This window comes from Amycolatopsis sp. NPDC059657, from assembly GCF_042734395.1.
Taxonomy (GTDB): domain Bacteria; phylum Actinomycetota; class Actinomycetes; order Mycobacteriales; family Pseudonocardiaceae; genus Amycolatopsis.
This window is the reverse complement of the sequence record NZ_JBHWEB010000046.1, coordinates 1-8237: the sequence shown is the minus strand read 5'-3', so window position 1 is coordinate 8237 and position 8237 is coordinate 1. Positions and strand designations below refer to the sequence as shown.

Annotated in this window: 7 protein-coding genes; 5 read left to right on the top strand and 2 right to left on the bottom strand. The window is 68.4% G+C overall.

The window, feature by feature from the left end; genetic code table 11:
* Positions 1 to 96: 96 nt before the first annotated feature.
* Complete coding sequence (locus ACFV15_RS24405) at positions 97 to 948, bottom strand: TIGR03621 family F420-dependent LLM class oxidoreductase (RefSeq protein ID WP_378352895.1); 852 nt, start codon at positions 946 to 948, stop codon at positions 97 to 99.
* A 192-nt stretch (positions 949 to 1140) separates the two neighbouring features.
* Between ACFV15_RS24405 and ACFV15_RS24400 the strand changes: the two genes are divergently transcribed.
* The 4 genes from ACFV15_RS24400 to ACFV15_RS24385 all read left to right on the top strand — a co-directional run bounded on the left by ACFV15_RS24400 (position 1141) and on the right by ACFV15_RS24385 (position 5807).
* A complete protein-coding gene (locus ACFV15_RS24400) occupies positions 1141 to 2163 on the top strand; it encodes a methyltransferase (RefSeq protein WP_378352894.1) in 1023 nt (340 codons plus the stop codon).
* Positions 2160 to 3497, top strand: a complete 1338-nt coding sequence (locus tag ACFV15_RS24395) for an ABC1 kinase family protein (protein ID WP_378352893.1) — start codon at positions 2160 to 2162, stop codon at positions 3495 to 3497. Before ACFV15_RS24400 ends, ACFV15_RS24395 begins: the two co-directional genes overlap by 4 nt.
* Positions 3494 to 4615, top strand: coding sequence for a cytochrome P450 (locus ACFV15_RS24390; RefSeq protein ID WP_378352892.1), 1122 nt, complete (start codon positions 3494 to 3496; stop codon positions 4613 to 4615). Before ACFV15_RS24395 ends, ACFV15_RS24390 begins: the two co-directional genes overlap by 4 nt.
* Before the next feature lie 121 nt (positions 4616 to 4736).
* The gene (locus ACFV15_RS24385; RefSeq protein WP_378352891.1) at positions 4737 to 5807 is read left to right on the top strand and encodes a polyprenyl synthetase family protein; all 1071 of its coding nucleotides are present in this window, start codon (positions 4737 to 4739) and stop codon (positions 5805 to 5807) included.
* Between the two features lie 6 nt (positions 5808 to 5813).
* On the opposite strand, the gene ACFV15_RS24380 is transcribed toward ACFV15_RS24385, so the two are convergent.
* Positions 5814 to 6170: a hypothetical protein gene (locus ACFV15_RS24380; RefSeq protein ID WP_378352890.1), complete on the bottom strand. Its 357-nt coding sequence runs from the start codon at positions 6168 to 6170 to the stop codon at positions 5814 to 5816.
* Positions 6171 to 6351: 181 nt separating this feature from the next.
* On the opposite strand from ACFV15_RS24380, the gene ACFV15_RS24375 reads away from it, so the two are divergent.
* Complete coding sequence (locus tag ACFV15_RS24375) at positions 6352 to 8109, top strand: chitinase (RefSeq protein WP_378352889.1); 1758 nt, start codon at positions 6352 to 6354, stop codon at positions 8107 to 8109.
* Positions 8110 to 8237: the final 128 nt, after the last annotated feature.

The window sequence follows — 8237 nt, the reverse complement described above, 5'->3', positions numbered from 1 at the left end:
CTCCCAAAAACAAATCCACCCCACTACCAAGCAAATACGACGCCGATATTCGTAATCTGACTCTTACCCCCGCCCCCAACCCCCCACGACTCTTTGTCAGCGGAGGTGCTCGATGACCTTCGCGAAGCCGGCCATCGAGGGCTCGAAGACCGTGAAGTAGGTGAAGCCGAAACGCTCGCGGTGCGCGCGGATCTGCTCGGCGCATTCGCGGGGAGTGCCGACGATGGCGGCGGGCAGCTCGAGGATCTGCTCGATCGTGAGGCCGGTGAAGAGCTGGTGTGAAAGCTCCTGCGCGGCGGTCCTGCGGTCTTCGGTGATGACGACCGCGGGGACCATCGCGTTCAGCTCGACCTGGCGCTCGCCCGCGAACTTGCGGACGTAGGTGGTGCGCTCCTCGAGCACGTCAGCGGGGGAGAGGGTGGGCTGCGGGCCGCCGGTCGGGCCGCCGGTGATGGCGACTACGTCGGCCAGCTCGGCGCCGACGGCGAGCATGCGGTCGCCCCAGCCCGCGACCATCACGGCCGCGCCGCCGTCTTGCGCGGGCTGCGGGTACTGGTGCGGGTTCTTCAGCGCCTCGGTGGTCCGGCGGACGTGGTCGACACGCTCACCGGGGGTGCCGAAGTCGAGGCCCGCCATGTCGAACTCGACCTTGAGCGAGCCGGCGCCGAGGCCGACCTCGATGCGGCCGCCGGTGAGCTGGTCGGCTGTGGCGACGTCGCGGGCGAGCATCGTCGGGTTGTAGAAGCCCGCGTTGAGCATGTAGGTGCCCAGCCGCACGCGTTCGGTGACCTCGGCGGCCGCGACCAGGCTCGGGAACGCCGAGGCCAGCCCGACGTGGTCCGATACGCCGATCACGTCGAAGCCCGCCTGCTCCGCCTGGCGGCACTTCGCCTGCCACTCCTGCTTGGACGGGGGCACCAGCATGCTGATCCCGAACCGAAATTCCACGTTCCCCTCCAGTGCTCGCTTGGTGAGCCCACTGTGGCGAGCCACCGGGCGCGGAGGCAATGCGCTCTGACCAAAACTTGGGAAAAATTTGACATTTGCATTTCCGGGCCGTATCCGGCAAGACTGAATGGGCGCGGGCGACTGGGGATGTATTCCGCCGCGCCACAAGACTTTCCGCGAATAGGGAGCGTAATGAGCGCAGATCCGGGGCAATTGCTGCCCATGCTGGCCGCCTATATTCCGGCGAAGGTGCTGCAGACGATGGCGAGCCTGGAGGTTCCCGATTTACTGGGGGAACAAGACCGCACCGTCGACGAGCTGGCCGAGCTGACCGGGACGCACGCGCCCTCGCTGGAGCGGCTGCTGCGCGCGGCCGGTGTTTTGGGGCTGCTGCAGGAAATCGACGGCGGAAAACTCCGGCTCACCGAGCTGGGTTCGGTGCTGCGCAAGGACACGCCGAACTCCGTGCGCAACTTCGCGCTGCTCTCGTCCGGCTCGATGTCGTGGCCGGTGTGGGGTGAGCTGGAATCGACCGTGCGCACGGGTGAGCCCGCGTTCGAAAAGGTGCACGGCAAGAACATGTGGGCGTACATGGACGACCACCCCGAACTCAAGCCGATGTTCTCGAAGGCGATGTCCGAGGCCACCATCTCGGTGCTGCCGGACATCGTCGCGACCTTCGATCCCGGCGAGCACGGCACGCTGGTCGACGTCGGCGGCGGCAACGGCCTGCTGATCGCGGCGCTGCTCGGCGCGCACCCGGAGCTGCGCGGCGTGCTCGCCGACACCTCGGGCGGGCTCAACGACGCGCCGGCCGTCCTCGCGGAAGCGGGGGTGACCGATCGCTGCGAGACCGTCGAGGTCGACTTCTTCGAGTCGGTGCCCGCGGGCTACGACGCCTACCTGCTCAAGAGCGTGATCCACGATTGGCCGGATGAGCGCGCCGCCGAGATCCTGCGGGTGGTCCGTGCCGCCGCGAAACCGCATTCGGTGCTGTACCTGATCGAATTCGTGATGACCGACAAGTTCGGTGAGGCGCCGAACGTGCACGCGATCATGAGCGACCTCAACCTGATGCTCGGCAGCGGCAGCCGCGAGCGCACCCGCGAGCAGTTCAAGACGCTGCTCGCCGAGGCCGGCTTCGAGCTGGACACCGTCACGCCGTGCGGGCACAGCGGGTTCAGCGTGCTGCGCGCGGTGCCGGGCGAGCGATGAGCAACGGGGAGCCGGTCCCGGCAGGGCGGCTGCGGCGGGCGCTGCCCTTGGCGGCGCTCGCCGGGCGGACCGCGGGTGACGCGGTGGTCGCCGCGCTGCAGCAGCGGGTGCTCGGCGCGGAAGGCAAGCCCGCCGCCGCGCAGCAGCGGGCCGCGAACCGGTATCAGGTCCTGCTGGGACGTTCGCGCGGCGTGCTCATGAAGGCCGGGCAGATCATCTCCTTCATGTCGATCAATTCGCCGGGCGGTGCTTACCAAACGGCGTTCCAGAAGCTGCAGGCCGACGCGCCGCCGATGGATTGGGAAGACGCGGTTTCCGTGCTGGAGGCCGAACTCGGCGCGCATCCCGACGGGATCTTCGCCGAGTTCTCGCGCAAACCGCTGGCCGCCGCGTCCATCGGCCAGGTGCATCGCGCCAGGACGAAGGATGGCCGGGACGTCGCCGTCAAGGTCCAGTACCCCGGTATGGAGGCGGCGATCGCGGCCGATCTGGCCAATGTGGACCTGCTGACCACCTTCCTGCGTGTGCGCGGCGTGATCACCGGCGACAAGACGCAGGTCGACACCCGCGCGCTCGTCGCGGAGATCGGCGACCGGATCGGTGAGGAGATCGACTACCGGATCGAAGCCGCCAACCAGGCCGAGTTCGCCGACGCCTACCGAGGCCACCCGGTGATCAGGATTCCCGAGATCGTGCCGGAGCTGTCGACACGGCGCGTTCTCACCATGGATTTCGTCGACGGCCTGGGCTGGCAGGACGCGGTGGAGCGGAGCCAGGAGCTGCGCGACCGCTGGGGCGAGGTGATCTACCGGTTCCTCTGGGGCAGCCTGCGCCGGTTCCGGATCGCTTACACCGACCCGCACCCCGGCAACTACCTGTTCCACGAGGACGGCACGGTCACCTTCCTCGATTTCGGCTGTGTCAAACGGTTCACGCCCGAACAGGTGGCCAACCTGGTGGCGATGGAACAGGCGGGCGTCGAAGGCGACGCCGACCGGTTGTGGCGGGCGTCGATGGACCTCAACTCGCTGACAGCGGATCCGCCGACCCCGGCCGAGCTGCTCGACTGGATGTCCGCGCAGTGGACGCCGATGACCGCCGAGCAGCCGTTCACCTACACGCCCGAGTACGCGGCCGCGGTCAACAAGCGGATGTTCTCGCCGTTCGGTGAGTACGGCGCGGTGATCAGGAAGATGAACATGCCACCGGAAACGCTCTTCTACACCCGGATGGACGCCGGGATCACCGCGATACTCGGCGCGCTGCGCTCGACCGGGCACTGGGCGGAGATCATCGGCGAACTCGACGGCGCGGTCGCGGGAGGCAAGCCGTGACCGGGGTCGGCATCGACGAGAAGCTGGGCGCGTTCGTCATCTCCTCGTTCGACGCGGCGCAGGAGATCCTGCACGGCCAGGGCTGGGTCAGCGATCTCAGCGACAACATCGAGCTGATCAGCGAGCTCGGCGGCACCGATCAGCTGCCACCGTTGATGCGGAGCATGCTGCGGCTGTTCATGGACGGCCCCGCGCACGACAAGTTCCGCAAGCTCGTCGCGCCGAGTTTCACCGCGCGCCGGATCGAGCAGTTCCGTGACCGCATCGGCGCCGTCGTCGAAGCCGCGCTCGACGGCGTCGAGGGGCGGGGCGAGTTCGACGTCGTCACCGAGCTCGGTTACCCGATCCCGGTCTCGGTCATCGCGGAGCTGCTCGACGTCGGCGTCGAAGGCGCGCAACTGATCAACATCGAGGCGCCGCGGCTGGCGCAGCTGCTGGAGTTCAACCCCGGCGAGGACCTGCTGCTCGACGCGGCCGAAGCGACCATGAACTGCGTGCATTTCCTGTTGCCGCTGCTGGCCGAGCGCAGTGCGGAGCCCGGCGAGGACTTCATCAGCGCGATGCTCACCGCGGAGTCCGACGGCGAGCGGCTCGATCTCGAGGAAGTGCTCGCGATCGTGCTGACGCTGCTCGTCGCCGGGCTGCTGACCACCGCGAACCTGATCTCGAACGGCGTGCTGAACCTGCTGCGCAACCCCGGCCAGGCCGCGATCCTGCGTGACAAACCGGAGTTGATCAAGGAATGCGTCGAGGAGGTGCTGCGGATCGAGCCGCCGGTCGCCTACACGGGACGGACCGCGGTGACCGCGCACCGGGTCGGCGGGCTGGCCGTCGAGCCGGGGCAGCAGGTGATCGTCCACCTCGTGGGCGCCAATCGCGATCCGGCGCGGTTCGCCGAGCCGGACACGTTCGACCTGCTGCGTGAGGACTCCGCGCAGGTGGCTTTCGGCGGGGGAGCGCACTTCTGCCTGGGCGCCGCCTTGGCCAGGATCGAGACCGAGGAAGTGCTGAGCAGGCTGATCGCCCGGTTCCCCGATCTCGCGCTCGCCGAGCCCGAGGTGCGCTGGCGCGCCAGCACGGCCTTCCACGCGTTGGAGGGGCTCGCAGTGCGCGTGTGAGTAGAGATCTTTCCACGGGAATCACCCCGTCGTGTGGACGAGGATGCCGACCGGTCGAATCTCCCGGAGTATCTGGGGTGCGTTCCGGTCCCTCACGTCGCACCAGAGGGAAAGGTCGCCCATGAACACCCCGATCGCTTCGCTGGAACTGGAAGTCGTCCACCGGGCGGTCGAAAAGCATCTCGCCAGGTTCTTCAACGCCAAGGCCCGCGAAACCACCGACGCGCACCTGGCCGACCTGCGGATCCCGCAGACGCTCGGCGAGTTCGTGTTCGCGGGCGGCAAGCGACTGCGGCCCGCGTTGTGCGTGCTCGGCTGGCAGTCGGCCGGTGGTTCCGGCGAGCTCGACGCGGTGATCGCGACCGCGGCGTCGCTCGAGATGTTCCATGCCTTCGCGCTGATTCACGACGACGTTATGGATCAAAGTGACATCCGCCGTGGGCAACCGACACTGCACCGGATCCTCGCCGGGCGGCACGCCGATCGGCCGAATCCCGACCTGCTCGGCGTCAACTCCGGGATCCTGTTCGGTGATCTGGCGCTGAGCTGGACCGACGAGCTGCTGTACGGCGCGTCGTTCACCGCCGAGCAGCGGCAGGCGATCGCGCCGCTGCTGTTCGCGATGCGCACCGAAGTGATGTACGGGCAGTACCTCGACCTGCTCTCGACCGGCAGGCCGACGACCGATCTCGGGCACGCGATGCTGATCGCGCGGCTCAAGACGGCCAAGTACACGATCGAACGGCCGTTGCATCTCGGCGCCGCGCTGGCGGGCGCCGACAAGGCGCTACTGCGTGGGCTCACCGCGTTTTCGATCCCGGTCGGCGAGGCGTTCCAGCTTCGCGACGACCTGCTCGGCGTCTACGGCGACCCCGGCGAGACCGGTAAGTCCACAGTGGACGATCTACGCGCCGGTAAGCACACCGTGCTGATGGCACTCGCGCTCGCACGCGCGGAACCGGCCGACGAACGGCTTTTGCGGTTCCTGGTCGGGGATCCCGACCTGACCGAAGTGGACGCGGCGCGGGTGCGTGCCGTGCTCGACGCGACCGGCGCCCGTACGTCGGTCGAGCGGATGATCGCCACCCGGTGCCGCCGGGCGGAACGCGCGCTCGCCGCGCTCGAACTGCCGCCGGGGGTCACCGCCGCGCTGCGTGAGTTCGCGCGGCGCGCTGCCGTCCGGCTGTCCTGACACCGGTCAAGCCGCGACGAGCTGACGCTGCCGGGTGTGGGCCAAGGTCAGGCTGGCTTGGCAGGCGGTGATCAGGCGGCCGGTCGCCGGGCTGTGGCCGTCGCCGCAGCGCGGGCAGGCCATGGTGACCGTGCGGCCGAGCTGGTCGATCGCGACGGTCAGCTGGGCCGAGCAGTCGCGGCACCATCGATGCCTGGTCACCTGGCTGACGTGCAGCGGCGACGCCACGCATTCGTGGATCCAGCGGCCGTGCACATGGCAGGTGAGCCGGTCGTCCGGCGCGAGCCGTCCGGCGTCCTCGGCGCGGTCCTCCCAGGCCAGCCTGCCGGAAAGGGTCCAAGGGTTCGTGGTCGTGGCGTTCATTTCGCTCCCCTTCCGTGGCCTCTTGTCTGTTCGTCGAATCAGCTACCCCCGGATCGACACGCCCGATCAAGATCTTTGCGGAGAGTGTCACCTCGGTCGCGTACCTGTGGCGCGTGTGGTCTTCTGGACAGCGGCCAGATTGGTCTAGACAATAAGGGTCACATCACACTGGAGGACCGCGATGAGGCGTTCCAGACTGCTAGTGACCCTTACCGTGCTCGCGTTGGCCGCCTTCGGGGCCCCGGCCGCGAGCGCCGCCAACCTGCTGGCCAATCCCGGTTTCGAGAGCGGCTCGACCGCGGGGTGGACCTGCCCGGCCGGAACGGTGGTGAGCAGCCCGGTGAACTCGGGCGACTACGCGCTCGCCGCCACCGCCGCCGGCTCGGACTACGCGCAGTGCGCGCAGACGGTGTCCGTCGTGCCGAACACCGCGTACACCGTTTCCGCCTGGGTGCGGGGAAACCCGGTCTACCTCGGCATCACCGGCGGCCCGTCGACGTGGACGGCCGCGACGAGCTACACGAAGCTCTCGCTGTCGTTCACCACGACCGCGAGCCAGACCTCGGCCCAGCTCTACCTGCACGGCTGGTACGGCGCGGGCACGTACAACGCCGACGACGTCACCCTCGACGGTCCCGGCGGCGGCACCCCGGGCGCCCCAGGCACCCCCGGCACGCCTTCGGTCGGCACGGTGACGGCGAGTTCGATCGCACTGAACTGGCCCGCGGTCACCGGCGCCACGGGGTACCGGGTCTACGAGAACGGGGCGGTGAAGTCGACCGTGACCGGCACCTCGGCGACCCTGTCCGGGCTCGCCGCGTGCTCGTCGCACAGCTACTCGGTGTCGGCGTACAACTCGGCGGGCGAGTCGCCGCGCAGCGCCGAAGCGAGCGCGACGACCTCGGGCTGCACGGACACCGGACTGCCGAAACACGCGCTGATCGGCTACCTCCACGCCAGCTTCGCCAACGGCTCCGGCTACACGAAGATGGCGGACGTCCCGGCCGCGTGGGACATCATCAACCTCGCGTTCGGCGAGCCGACCTCGGTGACCTCGGGCGACATCCGGTTCACCCGCTGCCCGGCCGCCGAATGCCCGGCCGTGGAGAGCGACGCCGACTTCATCGCCGCCATCCGCGCCAAGCAGGCGCAGGGCAAGAAGGTGCTGATCTCGATCGGCGGCCAGAACGGCCAGGTCCAGCTGTCGTCGACGGCCGCGCGGGACAAGTTCGTCAGCTCGGTCTCGGCGATCATCGACAAGTACGGCCTGAACGGCCTCGACGTCGACTTCGAAGGCCACTCGCTCGCGCTGAACTCCGGCGACACCGACTTCCGCAACCCGACCACCCCGGTGATCGTGAACCTGATCTCGGCGCTGAAGTCGCTGAAAGCCAAGTACGGCAGCGGTTTCGTGCTGACGATGGCGCCGGAGACGTTCTTCGTCCAGGTCGGCTACCAGTTCTACGGCGGCGTCGGCGGCGGTGACACCCGCACGGGCGCGTACCTGCCGGTCATCCACGCGCTGCGCGACTCGCTGACCGTGCTGCACGTCCAGGACTACAACTCCGGCCCGGTGATGGGCCTGGACCAGCAGTACCACTTCATGGGCGGCGCGGACTTCCACATCGCGATGACCGACATGCTCAAGGCGGGCTTCAGCGTGTCCACCACGGGCAACTTCTTCCCCGGGCTGCGTCCCGACCAGATCGCGATCGGGCTCCCGGCCGCGGTCAGCGCCGGCAACGGCTACACCGCGCCCGCCGCGGTGCAGTCCGCGCTCAACTGCCTGGTCAAGAATTCGGGCTGCGGGTCGTACACGTTGCGGGGTGGCGCTTCGGCCGCGTTGCGCGGGCTGATGACGTGGTCGATCAACTGGGACCGCTACTACAACTGGGAGTTCCAGAACTCGCACGAGCCGTTCCTCAACGGCCTTCCCTGAGGTCGGTCTCGTGAGTGGTACGGCCGGTTCTAATACTCCAGCTGTAGTTCGTGATGTGGCTGGCGTGTCGGTGAAATAGGCGCGGCCACCACGGTGATCATGAGTGTTTGTGAAGACAAATCAAGATC